Annotated in this window: 19 protein-coding genes; 4 read left to right on the top strand and 15 right to left on the bottom strand. The window is 35.0% G+C overall.

What is annotated here, in order from left to right; all coding sequences use genetic code 11:
• Nucleotides 1–56: 56 nt before the first annotated feature.
• Nucleotides 57–1,343, bottom strand: a complete 1,287-nt coding sequence (locus HQN85_RS09945; protein ID WP_173271717.1) for a DASH family cryptochrome — start codon at nucleotides 1,341–1,343, stop codon at nucleotides 57–59.
• 168 nt (nucleotides 1,344–1,511) lie between these two features.
• On the opposite strand from HQN85_RS09945, the gene HQN85_RS09940 reads away from it, so the two are divergent.
• Both HQN85_RS09940 and HQN85_RS09935 read left to right on the top strand, forming a co-directional pair.
• Nucleotides 1,512–2,423 carry a TIGR01777 family oxidoreductase gene (locus tag HQN85_RS09940; protein WP_173271716.1) on the top strand — a complete coding sequence of 304 codons (912 nt, stop codon included), beginning with the start codon at nucleotides 1,512–1,514 and terminating at the stop codon, nucleotides 2,421–2,423.
• A 19-nt stretch (nucleotides 2,424–2,442) separates the two neighbouring features.
• On the top strand, nucleotides 2,443–3,780 hold the full coding sequence (locus HQN85_RS09935) for a cryptochrome/photolyase family protein (protein ID WP_173271715.1): 1,338 nt from the start codon (nucleotides 2,443–2,445) through the stop codon (nucleotides 3,778–3,780).
• A 52-nt stretch (nucleotides 3,781–3,832) separates the two neighbouring features.
• On the opposite strand, the gene HQN85_RS09930 is transcribed toward HQN85_RS09935, so the two are convergent.
• The 12 genes from HQN85_RS09930 to HQN85_RS09875 form a co-directional block, all read right to left on the bottom strand.
• Nucleotides 3,833–4,684: an FKBP-type peptidyl-prolyl cis-trans isomerase gene (locus tag HQN85_RS09930; RefSeq protein ID WP_173271714.1), complete on the bottom strand. Its 852-nt coding sequence runs from the start codon at nucleotides 4,682–4,684 to the stop codon at nucleotides 3,833–3,835.
• A gap of 7 nt (nucleotides 4,685–4,691) precedes the next feature.
• Nucleotides 4,692–5,162 carry an FKBP-type peptidyl-prolyl cis-trans isomerase gene (locus HQN85_RS09925; protein ID WP_173271713.1) on the bottom strand — a complete coding sequence of 157 codons (471 nt, stop codon included), beginning with the start codon at nucleotides 5,160–5,162 and terminating at the stop codon, nucleotides 4,692–4,694.
• 170 nt (nucleotides 5,163–5,332) lie between these two features.
• A complete protein-coding gene (locus tag HQN85_RS09920; protein ID WP_173271712.1) occupies nucleotides 5,333–7,123 on the bottom strand; it encodes an acyl-CoA dehydrogenase family protein in 1,791 nt (596 codons plus the stop codon).
• 52 nt (nucleotides 7,124–7,175) lie between these two features.
• A complete protein-coding gene (locus HQN85_RS09915; RefSeq protein WP_173271711.1) occupies nucleotides 7,176–8,354 on the bottom strand; it encodes an acetyl-CoA C-acyltransferase in 1,179 nt (392 codons plus the stop codon).
• A gap of 101 nt (nucleotides 8,355–8,455) precedes the next feature.
• On the bottom strand, nucleotides 8,456–10,861 hold the full coding sequence (locus HQN85_RS09910; protein WP_173271710.1) for a 3-hydroxyacyl-CoA dehydrogenase/enoyl-CoA hydratase family protein: 2,406 nt from the start codon (nucleotides 10,859–10,861) through the stop codon (nucleotides 8,456–8,458).
• A complete protein-coding gene (locus tag HQN85_RS09905) occupies nucleotides 10,842–11,297 on the bottom strand; it encodes a MarR family winged helix-turn-helix transcriptional regulator (RefSeq protein ID WP_173271709.1) in 456 nt (151 codons plus the stop codon). Before HQN85_RS09905 ends, HQN85_RS09910 begins: the two co-directional genes overlap by 20 nt.
• Nucleotides 11,298–11,848: 551 nt before the next feature.
• The gene (locus HQN85_RS09900; protein WP_173271707.1) at nucleotides 11,849–13,165 is read right to left on the bottom strand and encodes an OmpA family protein; all 1,317 of its coding nucleotides are present in this window, start codon (nucleotides 13,163–13,165) and stop codon (nucleotides 11,849–11,851) included.
• Between the two features lie 236 nt (nucleotides 13,166–13,401).
• Complete coding sequence (locus tag HQN85_RS09895) at nucleotides 13,402–15,114, bottom strand: DUF885 family protein (protein ID WP_173271706.1); 1,713 nt, start codon at nucleotides 15,112–15,114, stop codon at nucleotides 13,402–13,404.
• A 42-nt stretch (nucleotides 15,115–15,156) separates the two neighbouring features.
• A complete protein-coding gene (ggt, locus tag HQN85_RS09890) occupies nucleotides 15,157–16,875 on the bottom strand; it encodes a gamma-glutamyltransferase (protein ID WP_173271704.1) in 1,719 nt (572 codons plus the stop codon).
• On the bottom strand, nucleotides 16,853–18,625 hold the full coding sequence (locus tag HQN85_RS09885; RefSeq protein WP_173271702.1) for an AMP-dependent synthetase/ligase: 1,773 nt from the start codon (nucleotides 18,623–18,625) through the stop codon (nucleotides 16,853–16,855). The genes ggt and HQN85_RS09885 overlap by 23 nt, the downstream gene beginning before the upstream one ends.
• A 178-nt stretch (nucleotides 18,626–18,803) precedes the next feature.
• Entirely contained in the window at nucleotides 18,804–20,378 is a 1,575-nt protein-coding gene (locus HQN85_RS09880; RefSeq protein ID WP_173271700.1) for a S8 family peptidase, read from the bottom strand.
• Between the two features lie 64 nt (nucleotides 20,379–20,442).
• A complete protein-coding gene (locus HQN85_RS09875) occupies nucleotides 20,443–21,030 on the bottom strand; it encodes a pentapeptide repeat-containing protein (protein ID WP_173271698.1) in 588 nt (195 codons plus the stop codon).
• An 84-nt stretch (nucleotides 21,031–21,114) separates the two neighbouring features.
• On the opposite strand from HQN85_RS09875, the gene HQN85_RS09870 reads away from it, so the two are divergent.
• The gene (locus HQN85_RS09870) at nucleotides 21,115–21,339 is read left to right on the top strand and encodes a hypothetical protein (protein WP_173271696.1); all 225 of its coding nucleotides are present in this window, start codon (nucleotides 21,115–21,117) and stop codon (nucleotides 21,337–21,339) included.
• Nucleotides 21,340–21,396: 57 nt separating this feature from the next.
• Here HQN85_RS09870 and HQN85_RS09865 read toward each other — a convergent pair whose 3' ends face one another.
• Entirely contained in the window at nucleotides 21,397–21,771 is a 375-nt protein-coding gene (locus HQN85_RS09865; protein WP_173271695.1) for a response regulator transcription factor, read from the bottom strand.
• A 42-nt stretch (nucleotides 21,772–21,813) separates the two neighbouring features.
• Nucleotides 21,814–23,028, bottom strand: coding sequence for an MFS transporter (locus HQN85_RS09860; protein WP_173271693.1), 1,215 nt, complete (start codon nucleotides 23,026–23,028; stop codon nucleotides 21,814–21,816).
• Between the two features lie 107 nt (nucleotides 23,029–23,135).
• Between HQN85_RS09860 and HQN85_RS09855 the strand changes: the two genes are divergently transcribed.
• Complete coding sequence (locus HQN85_RS09855; RefSeq protein WP_173271691.1) at nucleotides 23,136–24,419, top strand: DUF2130 domain-containing protein; 1,284 nt, start codon at nucleotides 23,136–23,138, stop codon at nucleotides 24,417–24,419.
• Nucleotides 24,420–24,521: the final 102 nt, after the last annotated feature.

Genomic DNA, 24,521 nt, shown 5'->3' with positions numbered 1-24,521 from the left:
GAACCTGTAATATCAACTGTTAATTTTATCCACTTATGAAGTTGGCAAAAAGTAGATTACGCCCTTACACTTTGTGCATAAACTCCTTTTGGGTCTACAACTTTAAGCTGCTTTTCGAAATCAAAACTTGTGGTTAAACGTTGATCGTTACCAACTCCAGCAACAGTAGCCCAATTGCCCCAATTGCTTGCAGGCGAATAATCGATTAATTTTTCTTCTAAATAAGCAGCACCCATTACCCAATTTACTTTTAACTCATAAATTAAATAGGTTGCTACTAATTGACGTGAAGCATTATTGATGTAACCAGTTGCGTTTAATTCATTCATTATTGCATCAACCAATGGATGCCCTGTAGTTCCAGTTTTCCAAGAATCTAACAAACTGCTATCTGCTAAAGTAATTACCTTAGCATCTTTTGAGAACCCTTCTGGTCTAAAGAAAGTATTTCCATGTTTTTTAAACATAAAACGGTAATAATCACGCCATAAAAGACCAAGCACTATTTGATTAAAATATGGCTTCAATCCATAATTAGCTTCTGCTTCTTTCATTTTCCAATATACCTCCCTAGGAGATAAACAACCTAAAGCGAGCCAAGGGGAAAGCTTAGAAATAATTTCATTCTTTTTTAAAGACGCATTTGCTAAAGCCATATCTTCTCCAGTATGTAGAAAATCATGCAAATGCTCGAAAGCTTGTTGTTCACCTCCCCTAAATTCAATATTTTGCATTAAACCATCTAAATCTTCATGTACTATAAGTTCGTTTAATTCAGGTAAAACACCCCAATCTTCAACATTAACAAAGTCGATTTTATCAGGTGTTAAAAAACAGGGTTTAACTATCGCATCACGTTCAGTTTTCTTTTTAAACTGAGTAAATACATCAGGTATATCTTTTATTGGAAAAGGTAAATCTTCTTTATTATAAAGTGTATGACCAATAAAATGTTTCAGATTTACTTTCTGCTTCCATAATAAATCTTCTACTTTAGTTGAGACCACGGTTTCTTCGCTTGCCACTTCCCTATGGTGATAAACTTCTGCAATTTCATATTGGTTCACAAGATTTGGTAAAAAATCTTCAGGTTTTCCTTTCAAAACTAGAATATCACCACCATGCTGCTGAAATGATTGACGTAAGGCAGCTACACTTTCAAGCAAGAATTGAGCTCGGATTGCTCCAGTTTTAATGCTATGATAACGTGTGAGTTCAAATTGCCGTGGATCGAAAAAATAAACAGGCAAAATTTCGTCAGACTTAGCTATGGCTTCTACCAGCATTTCATTATCATGCAAGCGTAAATCATTCCTAAACCAAACTAAAATCTTTTTGCTCATATCCGTAGCCTTTTATATTGACTTGCAATTTGCAAATTTTGTAGCAATTACTCGTTTAAACATTCTATTTTTTACATACCACCAACACATTTGGCATTTGTTGGTGGGTTTTCTTATCTATTGTACTATCTTGTGAAAACCAAAAGTTAAAATAACCGTTTGTTAATTATGGCAAAAAACATTCTCATCACTGGAGCAAGTGGTTTAATTGGAAAAAAACTTATTCCTGCTTTGCAAGCACAAGGACATAAAATCTCTATTTTATCCAGGCGACAAATTAGTATAAAAGATGTTAATGTGTTTTTGTGGGATGTGTATAACCAAACTATAGATCCAGATGCACTTAAAAGAATTGATACTGTTATAAACTTAGCCGGTGAGGGCATTGCAGATAAAAAGTGGACAAATAAACGTAAGCAAGAAATTATTGATAGCCGGGTGATGTCTGCTCAACTTTTATACAAAACCATTCAAGAAACAAAAGCACCAGTTAGCACGTTTATTTCTGCTTCTGCAGTAGGTTTTTATGGAGATAGAGGCGATGAAGTTTTGACAGAAAAAAGTGATAGTGGAAATGATTTCTTATCACAATGTTGTGTAAAATGGGAAGATGCCGCTAACCAAGGCAAAAAATTAGGAATTAGAGTAGTTAAAATTAGGATAGGATTAATTTTAAGTAAGGATGGTGGAGTGTTAAAAGCTATGGAAAAACCAATCAAATTTTTCTTTGGAGCTCCTTTAGGTAGTGGCAAACAATGGATGCCATGGATACATTTAAATGATATTATTAAAATTTTCACCAAAGCCGTAGAAGACAGCCAAATGGTTGGTGCATATAATGCTTGTGCTCCTTTTCCAGTTACCAATAAATCCTTCACAAAAACGATTGCTAAAAAATTAAACAGACCTGTTTGGCCAGTTCATGTACCTAAATTTGTTTTAAACACAATTCTTGGAGAAATGAGTATTTTACCTTTAATGAGTAGTAATACGATGGTACAAAAACTTTTAGATACAGGTTACAAATTTGACTATGTACACTTAGATGATGCACTTAATTCTATTTATACAAATAGCTAAGTGGAATAAACGTAAATTAATGGCACAAAATAAAAATAGCAATCACCATCATTTAGAAAAGAAAGAAATTAGCATTTGCTGGCTAAGAAGAGATTTAAGATTAGAAGATAATGCAGCGCTTTACCATGCATTGAAAGGGTCTCACCCTGTATTGTTACTCTTTATTTTTGATAAACATATTTTAGATAAACTTGAAAACAAAAAAGACGCTAGGGTTACTTTCATTTATCAGACATTAGAAAGCTTACAAGGAAAATTAATACAAAAAAATACTTCTCTTATTGTTAAATATGGGATTCCTGAAAAGGTTTGGGCTGAAGTTTTAAAAACATATAATGTTAAAGCTGTTTATACAAATCATGATTATGAACCTTATGCTACTAGACGTGATGATACGCTTGCAGAGTTTTTAAGAAGTGAAGGGATTATCTTTCATAGCTTTAAAGATCAGGTTATTTTTGAGAAGAGTGAAATTGTTAAAGCGGATCAAAAACCTTACACCGTATTTACACCATACTTTAAGGTCTGGAATAACAAACTAAATGATTTTTACCTAAAACCTTATCCTTCAGAAAAGTACATACACAATTTTTTTCCAACTCATAAGTTATCATTTCCAACATTGGAAGAAATGGGATTTGAATTATCTTCTCAACAATTTCCTACACTGAATTTTGAAGAAAAATTAGCTAGTTATGAGAAAAAAAGAGATTATCCGGCAGCAGACGCAACCACACATATCGGTTTACATTTAAGGTTTGGTACTGTTAGTATTAGAAAAGCAGCAGCAAAAGCTATTGCACATAATGCGGAAAAATGGTTATCGGAATTAGCATGGAGAGATTTTTACATGATGATACTTTGGCATTTCCCACACATTACGAACAAAGCCTTTAAACCCGCTTATGACAATATCAAATGGAGAAATAATGAAGCAGAATTTAAAGCATGGTGTGAAGGAAAAACCGGATATCCTTTAGTGGATGCAGGTATGCGACAACTCAATCAAACTGGTTTTATGCACAACCGTATACGTATGGTTGTTGCTAGCTTTTTATGCAAACATTTACTAATTGATTGGCGTTGGGGAGAGGCATATTTTGCCGATAAACTTTTAGATTATGAACTAGCTAGTAATGTTGGGGGTTGGCAATGGGCATGTGGCTCTGGCAATGATGCAGCCCCTTATTTCAGAGTTTTTAATCCAGAATTACAGCTTAAAAAATTCGACTCTAAAATGGAATATGTTTTTAAGTGGGCTCCAGCATATAAATTAGCTATTCTACCTATTCCAATAGTAGAACATACCTTTGCTCGAGATAGAGTTTTAAAGGAGTTTAAAAAAGCATTGGCATAAAAAAAGCCATTAAGAATAAAATCTTAACGGCTTTAAATGTTTTTAGTTTGAGTTAATTGGTTACACTCACTATTTCTATATCAAAATCTAATGATGCATTAGCAGGGATCAAACCATTGCCAATTGAACTATATGCAAGATCAGAAGGAATAAATATCCTAATTTTTGCACCACTTTTAAATAATGGCAGAATTTTTCCCCAGCCTACTATTACTCCATTTAAAGTGGTAGAATATGAAGTGTTTGAGTCAAAAACAGTTCCATCTAATAGTCTTCCTGTATACTTAACTACTAACGTAGAATTTTGGTTTATTGCATCAGTTCCTGTTCCTGCTGTTAAAACTTGATAATAAACTCTTGATGGATCTTTAGTAGCAGCAATTCCTTTTGTAGTTAGAAATGCTTTTATTTTAATATCATCCAATTCCCATTGTGTTTTTTGTGTATAAGTTGATATTTCTGAAATTAGTACTTCATTTGAAGGGATATTACCACTTCCATTTTTTCCAAAAGCTAAGTAAGATGGGAAAATTACCTTAACAGAACTTCCTCTCTTTAAATTAGTTAATGCAATTCTATACGGTGAAGGTGTAATGTATCCTAAATAATTTCCAAAGTTACTAATGGCACTATTTTTCTGATATTCTACACCGGCTAAAGATTTGATATTAAAATCATATAAAACAGAATCTTTGTTCAACATAGCATCTCCAGCCCCCTGACTAACAACTTGATAATAAAAACCAGATGGATCTTTAGTCATAGTCAAGTTATTCTGCTTTATATAAGCCTGAATTTTAGCTTCATCGATGCTTTCGATAGATTCATATTCCTTTTTACAAGAATTAAATAGCACCAATACACCTAATAAGGCGAAAGAATATATAGTTAGTTTTTTGCTCATTTGCATGTTATTGTACATCTATTAAGTCAATTGTAAAATCTAAAACAGCATTTTCAGGAATCCCAGCCCCTGGAGATGAATTTTTATAAGCTAAGGCTGAAGGTATAATCAGTCTTATTTTGCCACCTTTTTTAATTAAAGGAACACCAATTTTCCAACCTTGAATTAAATTACCGGCCAACGAAAAAGAAACTGGTGCCGTCGATTTATCAAATTCAACTCCATTTAAAAGTTTACCCTGATAATTAACAGTTACAGTATTGGATGCCGTTACCTCATTTCCAGAACCTGCATTTAAAACCTGATAATATAAACCTGAACTATGTTTTACAGCAACAATGCTATTTTTTGCTAAAAAATCAACAATTAAGCCGTCGTCTATTTTAGCTTGTTTTTCAGCATTATAATTGTCTTTTTTACACGATGATAAAGTTCCAACGATTAAAAAAAGACTTAGTAGAATTTTCGTTTTTAACATAATTGTACAAAAATAAGCTTTTATTCGCGATGGCGCAATTTTTAACCAATTTTAACATTCCAAAAGGTTGAGAATTAATGCTGAAAGTACAATTTATCATTAAAACGAAAAAGGTTTAGAGTTTTAGCTAAACGCTTAAACTCTAAACCTTACACTCTTATACTTATCTCTTAGAAAATATATTTATTCGCATCGATAATTTGTTGTGCAACATTCTGACGAGCTTGTTTTACATTAAATGGTTCCATTTTTGTAAATCTACGTAGTCCTACCAACATCATTCTTTGCTCATCACCTTCTGCAAATGCCCATAAGGCTTCTTTTCCTGCTTTTTGTACTCCATCAACTGCTTCCACAAAATAGATTTTCATCATATCTAACTGCCCTTTACAAGCTTCTTCCCCACGGAGTGAGACTAATTTTTCTGTTCTAAGCATAGCAGATTCAGCGATGTAAACATAACTTGCCATATCAGCAATGTTCATTAAAATCTCTTGCTCTTTAGATAAGCTCATCATCAATTTTTGAACCGCAGCTCCTGCTACCATTAATGTCGCTTTCTTTAAATTTTGAATGATCTTCTTTTCTGCAGCGAACCGAGTAGTGTCTTCTTCGCCAAAATCAGGGATAGACATCAGCTCTGCTGCTACTGCGGTTGCAGGAGTCATCAAATCTAATTCCCCCTTCATAGCACGTTTCAACATCATATCAACTGTTAAAAGTCGATTGATTTCATTTGTACCTTCAAAAATTCTGTTGATACGAGCATCACGATAAGATCTATCCATTGGTGCATCGGCACTAAAACCCATTCCACCATAGATTTGCACACCTTCATCCGTCACATAGTCCAATACTTCAGAACCCCAAACTTTAAGAATGGCACATTCTACAGCAAATTGCTCAGTTGATTTTAGCTTAGCTTTACCTTCATCCATACCACCTGCCACTAATTCATCATAAGCATCATCGATATTTTGACCGGCTCTATAATTTGCAGATTCTACAGCATAAATTTTAGATGCCATCTCGGCGATTTTAAATCTTATTGCACCGTATTTAGAAATTGGTCTATCAAATTGAATACGTTCATTTGAATAATTTACTGCATGATTTAAAACTTCTCTACTTCCGCCAATAGCAGCTGCAGATAATTTTATACGTCCAATATTTAAAATATTTACAGCAATCTTAAATCCATTCTCTCTATCAGAAAGCATGTTTTCTACTGGCACATGGCAATCGTTAAAAAACACTTGACGAGTTGATGAGCCTTTAATTCCCATTTTGTGTTCTTCTGGATTCATAGTGATGCCACCAAAATCTTTCTCAACGATAAATGCTGTTAGATTTTTGTCATCATCAATTTTTGCGAAAACGATAAAGATATCAGCAAATCCACCATTGGTAATCCACATCTTTTGTCCATTGATCACATAATGTTTTCCATCATCTGTCAACTTGGCTTTTGTTTTACCAGAATTAGCATCCGAACCAGAATTTGGTTCAGTTAAACAGTAAGAAGCTTTCCATTCACCTGTACCTAACTTAGGAATGTATTTAGCTTTTTGTGCTTCATTACCATAATATAAAATTGGAAGTGTGCCAATACCCGTATGTGCAGATAAGGCTACCGCAAAAGAATGACCAGCGCCACAAACATCAGCCACCAACATTGAGGTGTTAAAGTTTTTTCCAAAACCGCCATATTCTTCAGGAATAGAAACTCCTAAAATTCCTAGCTCACCTGCTTTATCCATCAAAGATGGCATTAAACCTTCTTCCTGGCTATCAATTCTATCCAAAATTGGATTAATCTCTGCAGTTAAAAAGTCTCGACAAGTCTGTGCAATCATCTGTTGCTCCTCATCAAATTCTTCAGGAATAAATACATCCTGGTAAGTGGTTTCAGTAATTAAGAACTCGCCACCTTTAATTGTTTTTTTGTCTGTAGTTTCCATTTTTTAAATGATTAAGGAGTTAAGAATTAAATCCTAGCTTCCTGCATATTTCTTAAAATATTTCAAAAATACCAGCCGCACCCTGTCCTGTGCCTACGCACATGGTTACCATTCCGTATTTTTTATCTTGTCTTTTTAATTCGTTAAATAATTGAACAGATAATTTAGCACCAGTACAACCTAGTGGGTGACCTAAAGCTATGGCTCCACCATTTACATTGATTTTACTTTGATCTAAGCCTAATGTTCTGATAATAGCTAATGATTGAGAAGCAAAAGCTTCATTTAGTTCAATTAAATCGATATCATCTTGTTTCATCCCAGCTTGTTTTAATGCTTTCGGAATGGCTTCGATCGGCCCAACACCCATAATGCGAGGCGGAACACCTGCAACACCATAACTTACTAAACGAGCAATTGGTTCAGCACCTAATTCTTTCATTTTCTTTTCAGATACGACCAATACAAAAGCCGCTCCATCTGATGTTTGTGAAGAATTTCCAGCAGTAATTACACCATTAGCAGCAAAAACTGGCTTTAATTTAGCTAAAGCTGCAACGGTAGTATCTGCCCTCGGCCCCTCGTCTGTATCTACAACATAAGAGCGAGTTTGCTTTTTCATATTTGCATCTAAGTAGTTTTCATTGATTGTAATTGGCAAAACTCCAGCTTTTAGATGTCCATTTTTAATGGCTTCAATGGCTTTTTGATGCGAGTTAAAAGAAAACTCATCCTGATCCTCTCTGTTTACATTGTATTCTTTAGCAACTGCTTCAGCCGTTAAGCCCATTCCCCAGTACCAATCTGGATTTGTTTTTGCAACATCTGGGTTTGGAACTAATTTCCATCCCCCAAAGGGCATCCCCGACATCACCTCTACTCCACCTGCTACAATGCAATCTGCCATGCCTGCTTTAATTTTAGCAACCGCAGTCGCAATGGTATCTAAACCTGATGCGCAATAACGGTTGATTGTTACTCCTGGAACTTTGTCAGTATCTAATCCCATCAGCGATATCATCCGTGCAATATTTAAACCTTGCTCTGCTTCTGGAGTTGCATTACCGACAATTACATCGTCAATTTGCTCCTTATCCAAATTTGGAACTGAGGCCACCAACTCTCTAATTACATTCGCTGCCAGTTCATCAGCTCTTGTAAAACGAAATACACCACGAGGTGCTTTACCTACAGCTGTTCTAAGTCCTGCTATTATATATGCTTCTTGCATTTTATTTTTGATTATGGATTAAGCAGTAGGATCATACTTCTCAATCGATTTATCTTATTTAATTCTTATAAACTTTAGGTCTTAATCTTTATTTCTTTTAATTAATTCCTTAAAGGTTTGCCTTTCGTTACTATACTCTGTATTCGCTCTAAAGTTTTGCGTTCTCCACAAAGCGATAAAAAGGCTTCTCTTTCTAAATCCAATAAATATTGTTCTGTAACTTCTGTTGGCGATGAAAGATCTCCACCACACATTACCCATCCTAATTTTTCGGATATTTTTTTATCATGTTCTGAAATGTAATTACCAGAATACATGGTGTTTGCACCTGCATAAACAATTCCTAAACCTTGTTTACCCAAAACTTTAATGTCTTTTCGTTGCACTGGCTTAGTGTAACCTGCATCCGCCAATTCAATTGCTTTAGCTTTTGCATCGGCAATTAATCTACTTCTATTCATAGTAATTGCATATTTGTCTTTTTGCAAATAGCCCAATTCAAACGCCTCAATTGCTGAAGTGGAAACTTTAGCCATTCCGATAGTTAAAAATCGATCTTTCATTGTATTCTGAACAATTTGGTCGACTTTGTATTCATCTGATGCACGCAAAGCAAATTCCTTACTTCCGCCACCGCCAGGAATAACACCCACTCCAAATTCAACCAATCCCATGTAAGTTTCCGCATTCAACTGTACAAAATCAGCATGTAAACTAAATTCGCAACCACCGCCTAAGGTTAAATTATGCGGAGCAACAACTACTGGAATTGAAGAGTAACGAATGCGCATCGATGTATTTTGGAATAGGCGAACAGCCATATTTAACTCCTCCCATTCTTGTTCAACAGCCATCATGAAAATCATTCCAACGTTGGCACCTGCCGAAAAGTTCGCACCATCATTACCAATTACCACACCGCGATAATCTTTCTCAGCCATGTCTATCGCTTTGTTAATAGCAGATAAAGTATCACCACCAATTGTGTTCATTTTAGAGTGGAATTCTACATTTAAAATACCATCGCCTAAATCGATAATTGAAGCGCCGCTATTTTTCCAAAGCACTTTATTAGCTCTTAAATTATCCAGAATGATAAATTCATCAGCTCCTGGAATTGTTTTGTAGGCTTTTGAAGGGATATCGTAATACTTTTTAATACCATCTTCCACTTTATAGAATGAAGTATGTCCAGCCGACAACATTTCTGTAACCCAATTTGCTGGCGTATGACCATATTGTTTCATTCCATCTATTGAAGCTTGAACACCAACAGCATCCCAAACTTCAAACGGGCCTAAATCCCAACCAAAACCAGCACGCATTGCATCATCTATACGATACAATTCCTCAGAAATTTCTGGAATTCGGTCTGAAACGTATTCGAACAAACCAAAGAAAGATGCTCTAAATAATTCAGCCGCTTTATCTTTTCCAGCTGCAAAAATTTTCATTCTGTCTGCAACTTTTTCAATGGTTTTTGTCATTTCTAAAGTAGCAGATTTCACTTTCTGTTGCGGGCGATATTCGAGCGTTTTCAAATCCAACGCTAATATTTCTGTTTTACCTTCAGGCGTTTTTGTCTTTTTGTAGAAACCTTGCTTGGTTTTATCTCCTAACCAATTGTTAGCTTCCATTTTTTGCACATAATCTGGAAGTTTAAACAAATCGTGGGCTTTATCATCAGGGCAGTTATCATACAATCCTTTTGATACTTTGATCATGGTATCTAATCCTACGACATCGGTTGTACGAAAAGTAGCAGATTTTGGTCTGCCCAAAGCTGGACCAGTAAACTTATCTACTTCTTCAACAGTTAAATCCATTTTCTCTACCAAATGTAATAGCGACATGATAGAATAGACCCCAACTCGATTAGCAATAAATGCAGGTGTATCTTTACATAAAACAGTCGTTTTACCTAAAAACTTATCACCATAATGCATTAAGAAATCTACCAATTCTGGTTTAGTATAAGGTGTAGGAATAATTTCCAACAACCTTAAATAGCGTGGTGGATTAAAAAAGTGTGTTCCGCAGAAGTTAGCTTTAAAATCCTCACTTCTACCTTCGGCCATCATGTGTATCGGAATACCCGAAGTGTTTGAAGTAACCAAGGTACCTGGCTTACGAAATTGCTCAACTTGCTCAAATACCTTTTGTTTAATCCCCAAATTTTCAACTACGACCTCAATAATCCAGTCGTAATTGCCAATTTTAGCCATATCATCTTCAAAATTACCCGTGCTAATTCTTTTTAAAACACTTTGCGAATAAATTGGAGATGGATTAGTTTTAACAGCTGTTTGCAAAGCTGCATTTACAATACGATTTTTTACTGCTGGATGAGTTAAAGCCAATCCTTTTGCCTGTTCTTCGGCACTCAACTCTTTTGGAGCAATATCTAAAAGCAAAACCTCTACACCAATGTTGGCAAAATGGCAGGCGATACGAGAACCCATAATGCCCGATCCCAATACAGCTACTTTATTTATTCTTTTCATCATTCTCTTTTATAGTTGTGTAAGCCAAGGTTAATTGGTTCACTTTATCTAAGGTTGATATCAATTGATCTTTTTCTTTCGAACTTAATTTATCATTTAAATATTCGTTAAACTTGATCACCACATTACTGGCCAATTTTCTTTTCTCAATGCCAAATGGGGTTAAAAATACTTTAACCGAACGCTTATCACCCGTAGAGGTTTCGCGGTAAATTAAACCTAGTTCTTCCATATTATTTAACATTCGCGATAAACTTGTAGCTTTAACACCAAGCAAAGCTGCAAGTGCTGAAACTGCTGTTCCTTCGGCCTCAATGTTGATGAGCACATATCCTATAGCTTGTGTAATTCCAAAGCCACCGGCAATTTGGTTATAAGTGTTGGAAATGTTTTGCCACACTACCTTTAAAAAATAATCTACTGTTTCTTTCTGCTTCATTAATTACTATGCTTGCATAACAAATTTATATAATAAGAATTTAGAATGCAAGTAGAATTTGAAAATAATTTTTTGCTCCATTTAACTTTTGACAAAGTTTTAGGCGTCTGGAAGAATTTGTCGAAGTTTAGTTTTTAGAAGCGCAATTTGGCAGCTATAATTAAAACTCGTTCCTGCTTTACGCTAAATCTTTTTGCCCCTTCGCAGAGCTCAAGATGACCGCAAAAAGTATATTGCTTCAATCAGGGCTATTAAATTATGATTGTGCTACTATAAGGGGTTGCAAATTTTCAAAAGAACCATTGCTTTTTCCACATAAACCTTATTGAAGTGAGCACGAAGCGTAGCGAAGTAAAACGAAAAGAAGGACTGAATTTGCCAAAAGCGCTGACATTGTTTTTCAAAACATTTTAAGAAATTATTCAGTGCAAGATAGTTTTTAAAGATATTCCGCGTCTTCGAAATGATAAAACGTTAGTAAAGATCATTTGGATTAAAACAAAAAAGCGCTTCGATTGCTCGAAACGCTTTTATATGGGGGATGATTTTTTTTAGTATAAAGTAAATTCTACTCTACGATTTTGTTGACGACCAGCTGCAGTTTTGTTGGTTGCAATTGGTTGATCTTCTCCATAACCTGTAGCTTCGATTCTACTTGCATTAGCACCTTGTGATACTAAATAAGCTTTTACAGATTCTGCTCTATCTTTAGATAAACGCATATTTAATTCATTTGAACCTGTATTATCTGTATGACCAGCTAATTTTAAGCTAAAGTTTTTCTCCATTAATAATGCTGCTACTCTATTTAAAGTAGGATAAGATCTTGAACGTATAGTTGCTTTACCTAAATCGAATTCTAAGTTTTTAATTGCATCCGCAACAACTTTACGATCGGCTTCTGTAACAATTACTTTTTCAGTTACCTGTGGAGCTGGTACTTTTAACGGACAACCAGAACCATCAACTACTGTACCTGCAGGAGTTCCAGGACATTTATCTAATTTATCTGCTACTCCATCACCATCACTATCTTTTAATAAATCGCCCATTTCTGAACGTAATCTAGCATTTTCTGCTTTTTGAGCATCTAAATCTGATTTTAAACCATTAGCAATGTTTTTAGCAGCTAAAGCTTCGTCATAAGTTGCTGCTGTTGGGCTATAAAAAGCTAATTGTTTTCCTTTACCTAAAGCAAATTCTAAACCAGCGTAAGCGTAATTATATTTATCGTTACCACCTCTTGCATAACCGTCAAAAGTATCACCATCAACAAAGCTAATGGTCCAACCTAAATCAAGATTTATTGCGTCTGCTAAACGAAATTTAGCGCCTAAGCCTACTGGGATAATCATTCTATTTACTGTTTCATTCTCTACTGTTGCACCACCAGAGCTAACCGTAGTTGTAGTATAATTTGCAAAACCACCACCTACAGATCCATATAACTGTGCATTATTTTGTTGTTTAAACATGCTCCAATTAAACATATTAACTACAGCATTTAAACTACCTGAATAATTTAAATCTGTTGAAAATGATTTAAACGGACTAACATTTACACCCCCACTATTATAAGGCTCATTGTTATCACCTTTGGCGCTACCTCTGTTTCCATCTAAACGTAAAGAGAAATATGGTGTAATTTGTTTTTTAATATACAAACCATATCCAAAACTCGATTCCCAGTTAGAATAATCGTTTTGTCCACCAAGTGGTGAGATTGGTGAAATTACACCTGCATTAACTCCAATAGACCATGTTCTAAAAGGTTCCATTGTAGATGTTGAAGTTTGTGCTTGTGCAGCACTACCAATAAATAAACCAGCTAAGGCAACTGGTAAACATTTTAATAAATTAAGTTTCATAATATTAATTTTAATAAGCGTTTTGACATTTACGTTCCAATAGTCAATCGCTATACCAAAGCTGGGTTAAAAATTAATATGTTTACTTTATTGTCTTTATTTACAAGTACTTAACACATTTCTATTAGACTATTCGAGATGTTAAAAAATGTTAAAAAGTGTGTGGTTTGCTATACAAAGATTAGGCAAAAGTGTTGGGATGGAGGCAAACAAATGAATACCTTTTTTGTTTGATTTTAAGGGATTAAACCCGCAAATTTCCATTTGGTAGTGAAGTCTTCAGGCAATAATTGTTGTGTTAAAATTGCTCTCACCATTTCCACTGGCATATTATTTTCTTTTAAAATGCGATCGTGAAACTGAATGTCTGTCATTTTACCACTTTCTACCAATTCTTTATGTAATGCTCTAAATTCTAATCCACCAAGCATATATCCTATTTGATAAAGTGGCCCATATCCCCCAGTAAATGAACGACGTACTTCTGCTTCAGCATTTGCTCTTTCAAATCCAACACGTTCTACTAAAAAATCTATGCATTGTTTTGGTGTCCATTTGCTTAAATGATAATTCATAGAAAAAATAATTCTAGCACAGCGATGCATTCTCCAAAACAACATTCCAATTTTATCTTCTGGTGTTTTCGCAAAATTTTTATCCCACAATAACATTTCCCAATATAATGACCAGCCCTCTGTCCAGAAAGGAGTACTAAAACCTCTTCGATAGGGTTTATACCTGCTTTGCATATAATATTGCAAATTATGACCAGGTATTAATTCATGAAAAACAACAGCTCTAGAAAAATGTCTGTTATTCCCTCTCAAGGTCATCATTTTTGCATCCTCACTCATGTCTTCTGTCGGATAAGCGATTAAAACTGATTCTCCTCCCAAAAAGAAAGGTGCAAATTGTTGTTCCTGTGGACTTAACATTCTCATTCGCCAACCTTCTTTGGCCATAACTGGAATTTTTATGAGCTTATTTTTTTCTACGAAATCAATTGCTTCGTTAGCCAATTCGTAAACTAGCTCGGGTTGTTTCCCTAATTCTGGATAATCTGTTTTTACTTTTTCTAATGCTTTTTTCCAATCGTTACCAAAACCCATTTGTTGAGATGCCTTTAACATTTCTGCATCGCACCATGCAAATTCTCGCATTGCGATAGCTTCTATTTGCTCTGGCGTATAAGCAATCATTTCATCTTTTAAATTAGCTAACAAAGCATTTCTTCCGATAGGAATACCTACAATTCCGCTACCATCATCTTTTGTATTTGATAGTTTTGCGATTTTACCTAATTCTGCAGCATACTCTTTTAATGCATTCACCACATTTGGATAACTGCTTTTAGTAGCTTTTGTAAATTGAGGATCGTAGCCATCGTAAAACTTATAGGCTTCTGTAAAAACCGTTAAATATTGATTAACCGTTTGCTGAGCCCAATTTGCTTGAACAGGACTTATATTAAGTTGCTGATTGCGTAATGCTTTGGTTGTATTATCTACATCATTTTTTAGTGTATTGAAAATCTCTTCTGTTTGTTTACCATTTTGCTGTTTCCCTACCCTTCTTTTTTGTTCAAAATCTATCATAGCTTTTGCGAAGGGAATAGTAAAATTTGTGTTTTTGAATTCTGTATATGCTTCTTGCAAGGCTCTAGAATCTGCGTTGATATCTCGTTTAAGCAAAGTATAATCTACGCGTTCATTTACATTAAGTTTAGCAAAAGGCAATGTCTTTAGTTTTGTCAGCCACTCTTCGTAAAAGCGTTCCATTTTTTGAAAATATTCCTCAGAACGTTTTAATGTATATTTACGGCCCAGCATAGTTTCATCTGCCTGATACTGATTTATAAACGGGGCAACTAAACTTGCTTCATTACTTTGAGCACTTAATATTGAGCTAATTAATGATAAAATGAGAAGCGGAAATAAGATTTTACGCATGATTATTTAGTTATAAAGAGAGTCTATTGCTTTATTATCAATTTACCAACCAACCGTTTTATCATCTCCTCTTGGGTCTGCTCCGCCTTGATAATAACCCCATTTTGTTTTAAGAATCGCATCTACTCTACCAATTGCACCTCGATTAACAAATTTATAGCCTTTAGCTTTTAGTTTTTCTGTTGTTAAACTATCTATTGCTTTATCTTCTACTGCTACCTCATCCGGTAACCATTGATGATGGAATTTCTTTGCATTGACAGCACTTTGCATCGACATGTTAAAATCGATCACATTTAAAATAGTTTGAAATACAGAGGTAATGATAGTTGAACCACCGGGCGTACCTACTACCATAAATAATTCGCCATCTTTTGATAAAATTGCAGGCGTCATAGAACTTAACATCCGTTTATTAGGTGCAATTGCATTTGCTTCTCCGCCAACCAGTCCATACATGTTAGGTACTCCAGGTTTCACAGAAAAATCATCCATTTCGTTATTTAATAGAAAGCCAGCACCCTTAACAACCACACCCGCCCCATACGAACCATTTAAAGTCGTAGTAATTGCAACCGCATTACCATCTCTATCTACAATGGAAAAATGAGTAGTTTCTTCATGTTCTTTTGGTGCAATTTCGCCAGCACTAATTTCTGCACTTGTACTTGCTTTTTGCCAATTAAATGTACTCATGCGTTGTTTTATGTATCCATTTTCTATCAACTTTGTTTGAGGAACAGGATAAAAATCTGGATCTCCCAAATGTGCAGCTCGATCAGCATAAACCCTACGTTCTGCCTCAACCATTAACTGTACAGTTGAATCTGAATTGAAACCCCATTTTGTTAAAGGATAAGGTTCAACAGATTTTAGCAATTGGATTAAGGCAATTCCTCCGCTAGAAGGTGGCGGCATAGTTACAACTTCGTACCCTCTATATTCTCCGGTAACAGGTTTACGCCAAATTGCTTTGTAAGATGCAAGATCTTGTTTTGTAATAATTCCCCCGCCACGTTGCATTTCGGCAACAATTGAATCGGCTACTGCACCTTCGTAAAAACCACTTCTACCTTTACTTGCGATTAACTTTAATGTATTTGCTAATTCTGTTTGGACTAAAACATCACCTTCTACCCATTTAGTTTCTTTGATCAATGCCGTACCTAAAGGATTTAACTTTGTAAATGTTCCTTTTAATCCGTTTAATTCTCTGGCCTGTCTTGCAGATAATTTGAAACCATCTTGTGCTAAACGTATAGCTGGAGCAAGTAAATCTTCCCACTTTAAATGACCATATTTTTGGTGCGCTTCGGCCATACCCGCTACAGAACCTGGTACGCCAGCAGCTAATTGTCCATGTAAGCTTTTATCAACTATTGGATTTCCGGAAGCGTCCAAATACATATCTCGACCTGCACTTGCACTTGCTTTTTCTCTAAAATCTAATGAGTTGATTTCGCCTTTTGCAGAGCGATATACCATAAAACCACCGCCTCCAATATTACCTGCATTTGGATAAACAACAGCTAATGCAAATTGAACAGCTACAGCAGCATCAACTGCATTACCGCCTTTTTTTAGAATTTCAACACCAACTTCCGAAGCGATTTCATTTGCAGAAACGACCATTCCATTTCTAAATTCACCACTGTTGTTTTTACCCAGCTGACCACCAACACAACTTAACAACATGCTTGCTACAAACACTGCACAGGTAAATCCTGTAATTTTTAATCTATACTTTGTAATTCTCTGCATCTTTATAAATCTTTTCGATAATGTCTTTATTTTTTTCTAAAATAACTTTTCGTTTAAAGCTCAACTTTGGTGTAAGTTCACCACCATCAATACTAAATTCTTTTGGCAATAATGCGAAACGTTTTACTTGCTCCCATTTGCCAAATTCAGTTCCTAATGTAGCAATTATGCGATTAAATTTATCAATTACTTGATCATTACAAATCATTTCTTCATTGGTAGTATAGGTTATTCCTTTCTTATCACACCATGTTTTTAAAGCAGGGAAAGCAGGCACAATTAATGCAGATGGGAATTTTCTGTTTTCACCCAACACCATTATTTGCTCAATTAATGGCGATTCTTTATATCTATTTTCTAGCATTTGAGGAGCGATGTATTTTCCTCCGGCAGTTTTAAAAATTTCTTTTTTACGATCGGTGATTTTTAAGAATTTTCCTTCTAAAATTTCCCCAATATCTCCTGTATGGAACCAGCCATCTTTATCTATGCTTTCTGCGGTTAAATCATCTCTTAAATAATAACCTTTCATAATATGATGACCACGCGTTAAGATCTCTCCGTCCTCTGCAATTTTAATTTCAACTCCCTCTATCACTGGGCCAACCGTACCAAACATGGTTGCACCAAAATGATTAACTGTAATTACTGGCGAAGTTTCTGTTAAGCCATATCCTTCAAAAACGGGCATTCCTGCTGCCCAAAATATACGAGCCAATCTCGGATTTAATGCTGCACCACCAGATGCCAACACCACAATGCGACCACCTAATGCTTCTTGCCATTTTTTGAACACCAATTTACGAGCAATGTCTAATTGAAAATTATACCACCACCCATTTTTAAAATCATATTTTTCGGCTAAAGCAAGCGACCAAAAGAAAATTCCTCTTTTAATTCCTGTTAAGTCTTTGCCCTTTTCCATAATTTTATCATACACTTTTTCTAGTAATCGAGGTACGGTAGAAAACGCATTTGGTTTAACTTCTTGAATATCGGCAACAATGGTATCCATGCTTTCGGCATAATAGATAGAAACTCCAGAATACACATACAAGTAAGAAATCATTCTTTCGAAGATGTGTGATAAAGGCAAAAAGCTAAGGGCAGTTTTTACTTCTTTAGGAAAAATAATAGCAGATTTCTCGAAATTTAGTACTAAATTATTATGTGTAAGCATTACTCCCTTTGGTGTACCAGTTGTACCAGAAGTATAAATTAAAGTTAAAATATCTTCGCTTGTTACAGCTTCTCTATAACTTTCTAAATCTATTTGTGAACTGGATTTTCCAGTGTCAATCAGCCCTTGCCAGTTTTCAGCACCCTCAACTTTGTTAAATGAGTAAATTTTAATAGGGTGTTTTAAATCTTTAGCAACAGCTTTTACTTTATGATAAATTGCTTCATCGCTCACAAACACTACTGTAATATCTGCATTCTCTATAATAAACTTAACATCATGCTCTGCTAAAGTGGGATATAAGGGGATTTGATAAGCCCCCAACTGCATAATTGCGAAATCACAAATGTTCCATTCTGGTCTATTATGCGACATTACAGCAACTCTACTTCCCTTGCCAATACCTATTGTAGTTAATCCGCGACTAAGGTTATCAGTTACTTCACAAAACTCTTGAGTACTGTATTTTGTCCATTTCCCATTGGTTTTACCACTAATAAATTCTGGTTTAGGAAAATTATCGAGGTTATACTTTAAAAGATCAAATACTCTGGTTATGGTTGTAGACATGGGATGACTTTTTAACTTGACTAGTGTTGCCGTTTCTCAAATCTAATAAATTATCTTTTCTGCAACAACCGATTTTAAATTTATTCTGCATGCATAGTAATTTATTGCTTTTTTAATAGAAATAAACAAAAAAGCCCCGATAAATTATCGAGGCTAAATACTATTCAGTTGAAAAGTTCTACTTATAAGTTGCTGCCAATTTTAACGCGTTATATGCATTTACAATTCCACCAGTTACACATAAATCTGCAAAAGGAATACTTACTGTTTCTGCACCTTTCATTGTTGAAACGTTGTGATTAACTTTCACTACAGATTTCATGATAATCTCTTTTACTTGCATTGCAGTAAGCTTTGGATAATACGAACGAATTAATGCGGCTAAGCCTGTTACAACTGGTGCTGCCATACTCGTTCCGTCTTCTTCAATGTATTTATTATCTGGTACAGTAGAAGTGATACGAACACCAGGCGCAAAAACATCAACCGATGTTTTACCATAATTTGAAAATGCTGCTTTTAACGTTTCATCATCTTTTGGTCCAGATGCACCAACAGTAAGCCAAGAGCTTGCTACACCACCATCTAAATATTTTTGATTAGGAAAATTACTTTCTACATCAATATCAGCATTTTCATTACCTGCTGCATGAACTAACAATACATCTTTACTCACAGCATATTTTACAGCTTCATCTACCGCCGCTTTATCCCATGAGTAACCTTTACCAAAACTCATGTTTATTACTTTTGCACCATTATCAGCCGCATAGCGGATGGCATTCGCCACATCTTTATCTCTTTCATCGCCATTCGGTGTATTGCGCACACCCATAATCATAATATTATCGGCTACACCCATAACACCAATTTTGTTGGTACGGTCTGCGCCAATTATACCAGCAACATGCGAACCATGTAAAGCATCTGGGCCTTTAATATCATTATTTCCATAAAAACGTTCTTTACTATCATTAGGATTATCACCCACAATAGCTCTCGGATCATAATCAACATTGTAATTATAATTAACCTGAGTAGTATAATATTTTACCCCTTCAGCAATTTGAGTTTCGTAAAAAGTTTTGAAATCCATCTCATTTAATACATTAAGCACAGCTTCTCTCACTCTCATTGCTTGTGCATCTTCAGATTTAAATGCTTCGAAATCGGCTTTAGTTGGATTTTCTTTGCCAATTTTTTTCACAACAGCATCCAAAACGAATTTAAAACCAGAAATACCAGCCAAATTACTTTTTGCTGTAGCTAATTCTTTTTCTACTTCTGTTCTATTCTTGATAAATGTTTCATAAGCTGTTTTATCTTTTTCAGGAACATTTGCTGCAGTTACACCTGCAAAACGAGCATTATCTCTACGTACTAAACGAGTAAGTTCCAAGGCTTCAAATTCTATCGATCCATTTTTACCACCCAAAAAGTTCCAGCCATGTAAATCGTCAACATAACCATTTTTGTCATCATCAACACCGTTACCAGCAATTTCCTTTTTGTTAGTCCATATTACTCTTTTTAAATCTTCATGGTTTAAATCTACACCACCATCTAAAACGGCAACTAATACAGGGGTAGATTTTTTCCCTTTAAGTAAATCTGTGTAAGCTTTTTCAGTACTGATCCCAAAAATAGAATCCTTTTTAAGATCAAGGTTTTGCCAATTAATCTTTTGTCCAAAGGATACAAAAGGCAATGCTGCTAATAATACGAGTGGAATTAATTTTTTAAAGTTATTCATGTAAATTTTATATTAAATACGTAGGTTGAAACGATGACGATTAGTTTTTAGTATCAGATCTCTACTAGCTCTCTTCAACAACGATGCCATAAGTAGTAAGCAAACCTGCTAAACCATCTGCTGAGAATTTTGCTTTTCTGAGCAGATTTTTTTCGGGATCTATGGTAAAGTTAATAGCTGACGTAAAGTTGGCGTTATTTAAAATGCTTCGCATAAAAACCGCAGCACTTAAATCACAACGTTCAAATACCGCTGAAGTTAAGTCTGCCTCTGAAAAATCAGTTCCTTTTAATGAACAATTAATAAAATGGCATTTACGATTTTTCTTTTTCATAAAAGCTGCATAGTCTAAAATGCAATTCGTAAAATCTACACCAAACAAAAAATCTTTAGTGTGCGAAAAATCTACGCCAATCAATTTGCAATTCGTAAACTGCACTTTATCAAAACCAATTGACCCAAATTTAATCATACTTAAATTGCAGCCATCAAAAGTGCATTTAATAAAATCACAACCTGAGAAATCTGCTTCGGTAAAATCGCAGCTAATGAAAGTACACTTTTCAAATTGTGTTTCTATTAATCCCTTTGGAAAGGTTGAGACTTTTTCGAAAACTTGATTAACGTAATATAGATTTTCTTCGACTTCCATTGCTAAAATTGAGGGCTGCAAAATAGCAAAAGGTTGTTGAAATCCTTTTCTAAATAGTTTAAAATAAAAATTTAGTTTTACCGAATGGAAGAGCATCTGGTATATAGCCTTGGAGAAAGATTGGTAAAAGTAAAACCTATAGAAAAAAATTTGTACCGAGTAACGGTAGATAATAAACCTATTGGTTTTATTAGAAAGAAAGATGGCGGCTGGATGATGGAAGAATACGCAAAAGAAGAACTTACTGCAGAAAGCGTGCAGCTAATTGGAGATAAAATAGATCGTTTACCTTGGCAATTTACCCAATAATTTTAGGCAAAAAAAGATGAACACAGATTTTCACACCTGGTTCATCCCTTTAAAAGCTTATGACACTGCTTTTTTATCTATTAATCTCTTAATCCTATTTTCGATATCGTCTAAGTCAAATGGTTTGCTAATGTAATCATCTGGCGCAGCCATTTCACTCATTTGTTTGCTTCTAATATTAGCCGACATCACAATAACCGGAATATGTTTAGTGAAAATGTCATTCTTTAAATCGTGACAAATTTCAATACCATTTCCATCTGGAAGCATTACGTCTAAAATGAAAAGATCAGGAATTGAATCTTTTAACTTCTTTTTCATTTCTGCAAATGTAGAGGAAAGCTGTAAATCGTATCCCTCATCTTTCAATAAAAATTCGATGATGTAACCTATATCCTTATCATCTTCTAAAATGTGTATCCGTTTCTTCATATGCTAAGATGAACAAAAAAGTGCAATGATTGTTTGATTAATTTAATTTTTTAATTCTTCCTTATAATTTAAAGCGCTATACCCATAAGCGCAAACTAAAAGTAAGATTGTAATACCTATCCAAAGTGCATTATAACCGAGTTTTTCAGCTAAATAAAATCCACCAGTAGGACCAATTACTTGTGCAATAGACCAGCCAACCGTATAGCCCGCAGCATACTGTCCGCGGTTAAATTCGTTGCTACGTTTAATAACAAAAGTATTAATAAATGGAATTGCAAACATCTCACCAAATGTGAAACAAATTACACTTAATAAAGCCACAACAACTGGCAAAAATTTTGGCAGCATTAACACGGCAAAAGAAAGTCCGACAATTAAAACCCCTATTACAATATAAAAAACTGCCGGTCGTTTATTTTCGATCTTACTAATCATGATCATTTCAAACAGTGCAATTAAAACTCCATTCACACCTAAAATTAACCCAATTAATGCCTCGTCTAAATGCCAAACCTCTTTAAAAAACACAGGCACCACCCTAAACATTAAAAAGAAACATGTTGCAAAAACAGTAGTGAGCAAAATAAATTTCACAAACAACGCATCCTGCCAAGGCTTGCGTACCACAATTCCCTTCATTTTTTCAATCGTTGCCTTTCTAAAACCTTTAACAGTAGGCAAAAACATAAAAATAGCTACGGCGACTAAAATACTTACAGTTCCATCTACAATAAATAGCAATTTATAATTAAAAGAAGCAATAATACCACCCATACTCACCCCAACAGCCCAACCTATATTCGTAGCTAAACGGTTCAAAGAATATGAACGAGTTTCTTTTCCTTCTGCTGCATACGCAGCAATAGCTGTAAAATTTGCTGGTCGAAAAGCATCGTAAAAAAAGCTAATTAATACGGCTAACACACATAGTGTATTAAAGTGGCTCACCTGCGAAAACACTAAAAAAAGCGCACCACCAATTAGGGATGAAAAAATTTGGACCGGTCTAAACCCAAACATATCGGTTAACTTACCCCCTGCTGTTGCACCCAAAATAGAACCTATACCAAATAAAGAAATAATAATGCCAGCATCAGACGCAGGGCGATGCAGTGCTTGCGTAACATACAAACCCATAAATGGAACCGCCATATACCCGCAACGATTCAATAAAATTACCGAACTTAATAGCCAGGTTTCTTTACTTAATCCAGAAAAAGAGGTTTTGTATGCGTTAATTATCGACCTAAACATGGAGGTTTTATTGTAAACCAAAAATAGACATTAGGCTGTAAAAACCTATCCATTATTTCTGTATTTTTGAGTTCGCCTAAAATTTAGCATCAATAAAATCATAGCAAATGTCTACAGAAATCAAATGTCCTAGTTGTAATCATATTTTTCCGCTTGAAGCAGCAATTACCGAAGACCTTAAACAAGGAATGAGGCAAGAAATGTTAAGCTACAAAAAGCAAAAAGAGGAAGAATTCCTGAAAAAATCCCAAGCATTTGAAATTCAAAAAAAACAACAAGAAGAACTTTACAACACGCAAAAAAAGCAACAAGAACTAGCTTTCGAGCAAAAATTAGCACAAGAAAAGGCTGCTTTGCAAACATCAATGGCCGAAAATTTACGTAAAACGATAAGCGCAGATTTCGAGAATAAACTGAAAATGTTCGAAGAGGCCAATAAAGAGAACGAAGAAAAGCTGAAACTTGCTCGTGCTAAAGAAATTGAATTTTTAAAAAAGGAACAAGAAATAAAAAATCGCGAAGCAGAATTGGAGTTAAACATCCAACGTAAGCTACAAGAACAACGCGAAGAATTAGTTGCCCAAGTGCGCAAGCAAGAATTGGAAAAGAACAATTTGAAAGATACCGAACATCAGCTCCGCGTTAAGGAATTAGAAAAACAACTAGACGACCAAAAGAAACTGGCCGAAGAAATGAAGCGTAAAGCCGAGCAGGGTTCTATGCAATTACAAGGTGAAGTACAGGAATTAATCCTGGAAGAATTGCTTCGAAATACTTTTCCATTTGATTTAATTGAGGAAGTTGGCAAGGGTGTTCGAGGGGCAGATTGTGTACATAATGTGCGCAACCAATTCGGACAAGAATGTGGTAAAATTATTTACGAAAGCAAACGAACTAAGGATTTTTCGATGGAATGGATTGAGAAATTGAAAAAAGATATGCGCAGCATGGGCGTAGATGTTGCTGTAATTGTTACCCAATGTTACCCAAAGGGGATGGATTGTTTCGGAGAAAAAGATGGCGTATGGATTTGTTCCTTTGATGAAGTTAAAGCAGTTTCTTATATCCTGAGAGATGGAATTATAAAACTATTTGGCGCAACTAAAACACAAGAAAACAAGGGCGATAAAATGCACATGTTGTACGATTACCTTAATGGAAATGAATTTTCTGAACAATGGAAAGCTATCCGCGAAGGTTTTATGAGCATGAAACTATCTATTCAGCGAGAACGAGATGCCATGGAACGCCTATGGAAAAGCAGAGAAAAACAGCTAGAAAAAGTACTTTTAAACGCTGCACATATTCGTGGCTCCATTGAAGGAATTTCTGGTAATGATAATATCCAATTGAGCTTAGGCGATGAAGAAGAAGATTTGTTGTTAGAATAATCATGATAATAACCAGATTTGCCATTCCCACATAGCCGTCATTCCCAACTCGATTGGGAATATTAATGCATTATAAAACAAAATTTGTCATTCCGAGGCACG

The organism is Pedobacter boryungensis, from assembly GCF_013204825.1.
GTDB classification, from domain to species: Bacteria; Bacteroidota; Bacteroidia; order Sphingobacteriales; family Sphingobacteriaceae; genus Pedobacter; species Pedobacter boryungensis.
Note: the sequence above shows the minus strand (reverse complement) of the source record. Positions and strands in the feature narration are given on the sequence as shown.

What these genes read in the sequence shown, in the direction of transcription:
- HQN85_RS09885 (WP_173271702.1), bottom strand. Translation starts at nt 18,625, where the DNA reads ATGTCTACAACCATAACCAGAGTATTTGATCTTTTAAAGTATAACCTC.
- HQN85_RS09930 (WP_173271714.1), bottom strand. Translation starts at nt 4,684, where the DNA reads ATGAGCAAAAAACTAACTATATATTCTTTCGCCTTATTAGGTGTATTG.
- HQN85_RS09905 (WP_173271709.1), bottom strand. Translation starts at nt 11,297, where the DNA reads ATGAAGCAGAAAGAAACAGTAGATTATTTTTTAAAGGTAGTGTGGCAA.
- HQN85_RS09920 (WP_173271712.1), bottom strand. Translation starts at nt 7,123, where the DNA reads ATGGAAACTACAGACAAAAAAACAATTAAAGGTGGCGAGTTCTTAATT.
- HQN85_RS09935 (WP_173271715.1), top strand. Translation starts at nt 2,443, where the DNA reads ATGGCACAAAATAAAAATAGCAATCACCATCATTTAGAAAAGAAAGAA.
- HQN85_RS09875 (WP_173271698.1), bottom strand. Translation starts at nt 21,030, where the DNA reads ATGGAAGTCGAAGAAAATCTATATTACGTTAATCAAGTTTTCGAAAAA.
- HQN85_RS09915 (WP_173271711.1), bottom strand. Translation starts at nt 8,354, where the DNA reads ATGCAAGAAGCATATATAATAGCAGGACTTAGAACAGCTGTAGGTAAA.
- ggt (WP_173271704.1), bottom strand. Translation starts at nt 16,875, where the DNA reads ATGCAGAGAATTACAAAGTATAGATTAAAAATTACAGGATTTACCTGT.
- HQN85_RS09865 (WP_173271695.1), bottom strand. Translation starts at nt 21,771, where the DNA reads ATGAAGAAACGGATACACATTTTAGAAGATGATAAGGATATAGGTTAC.
- HQN85_RS09895 (WP_173271706.1), bottom strand. Translation starts at nt 15,114, where the DNA reads ATGCGTAAAATCTTATTTCCGCTTCTCATTTTATCATTAATTAGCTCA.
- HQN85_RS09870 (WP_173271696.1), top strand. Translation starts at nt 21,115, where the DNA reads ATGGAAGAGCATCTGGTATATAGCCTTGGAGAAAGATTGGTAAAAGTA.
- HQN85_RS09855 (WP_173271691.1), top strand. Translation starts at nt 23,136, where the DNA reads ATGTCTACAGAAATCAAATGTCCTAGTTGTAATCATATTTTTCCGCTT.
- HQN85_RS09945 (WP_173271717.1), bottom strand. Translation starts at nt 1,343, where the DNA reads ATGAGCAAAAAGATTTTAGTTTGGTTTAGGAATGATTTACGCTTGCAT.
- HQN85_RS09880 (WP_173271700.1), bottom strand. Translation starts at nt 20,378, where the DNA reads ATGAATAACTTTAAAAAATTAATTCCACTCGTATTATTAGCAGCATTG.
- HQN85_RS09925 (WP_173271713.1), bottom strand. Translation starts at nt 5,162, where the DNA reads ATGTTAAAAACGAAAATTCTACTAAGTCTTTTTTTAATCGTTGGAACT.
- HQN85_RS09910 (WP_173271710.1), bottom strand. Translation starts at nt 10,861, where the DNA reads ATGATGAAAAGAATAAATAAAGTAGCTGTATTGGGATCGGGCATTATG.
- HQN85_RS09900 (WP_173271707.1), bottom strand. Translation starts at nt 13,165, where the DNA reads ATGAAACTTAATTTATTAAAATGTTTACCAGTTGCCTTAGCTGGTTTA.
- HQN85_RS09940 (WP_173271716.1), top strand. Translation starts at nt 1,512, where the DNA reads ATGGCAAAAAACATTCTCATCACTGGAGCAAGTGGTTTAATTGGAAAA.
- HQN85_RS09860 (WP_173271693.1), bottom strand. Translation starts at nt 23,028, where the DNA reads ATGTTTAGGTCGATAATTAACGCATACAAAACCTCTTTTTCTGGATTA.